Annotated in this window: 2 protein-coding genes; both read right to left on the bottom strand. The window is 27.2% G+C overall.

What is annotated here, in order from left to right; genetic code table 11:
* Nucleotides 1-111 precede the first annotated feature (111 nt).
* Nucleotides 112-297, bottom strand: a complete 186-nt coding sequence (locus VN21_RS05385; protein ID WP_046822400.1) for a DUF1858 domain-containing protein — start codon at nucleotides 295-297, stop codon at nucleotides 112-114.
* 22 nt (nucleotides 298-319) lie between these two features.
* Nucleotides 320-508 carry a ferredoxin gene (locus VN21_RS05380; protein ID WP_035116667.1) on the bottom strand — a complete coding sequence of 63 codons (189 nt, stop codon included), beginning with the start codon at nucleotides 506-508 and terminating at the stop codon, nucleotides 320-322.
* Nucleotides 509-563: the final 55 nt, after the last annotated feature.

The raw sequence follows: 563 nt of genomic DNA, 5'->3' as shown, positions 1-563 counted from the left end.
ATTTAGATTATATATTATTTAATTTTTATTTTCTGTAACGCTGGTTACACTATTTAATATAAATTATATTAAATAAAAGGATTACCAAACAAACTGGTAACCCTTTTGTAATTATGCTTCATTTAATTCTTTTAATATTTTTTCTAAATCTAATCCATGTATTTCACATGCTTGCTCTAACTTTTCCATTTGAGCTGAAGGGCATCCTATACATCCCATTCCATAATTCATAAGTATTTGTGCTGCATTAGGTTTGGCTTTTATTATATCTGCTATTATAGTTTCTTTAGTTATCATAGTAATCTCTCCTTTGTATAAATTATTTTATGCTTATAACAGAAACAGGACAACCATCTCTAGCATCCTTTGCTGAATCTAATACGTCTTCAGGTATATCTTCTTTTATAGGTACTGATATATTATCGTCATCCATACTAAATACCTCTGGGCAAGTTCCTGCACACGCTTGACATCCTATACAACCATCTCTATCTACAAATGCTTTCATATTTTTATCTCCTTTTTATTTATATTTTAAAATATTATTTTTAAATTTTAATATT

It is taken from the genome of Paraclostridium benzoelyticum, assembly GCF_001006285.1.
Lineage (GTDB): Bacteria > Bacillota > Clostridia > Peptostreptococcales > Peptostreptococcaceae > Paraclostridium > Paraclostridium benzoelyticum.
Note: the sequence above shows the minus strand (reverse complement) of the source record. Positions and strands in the feature narration are given on the sequence as shown.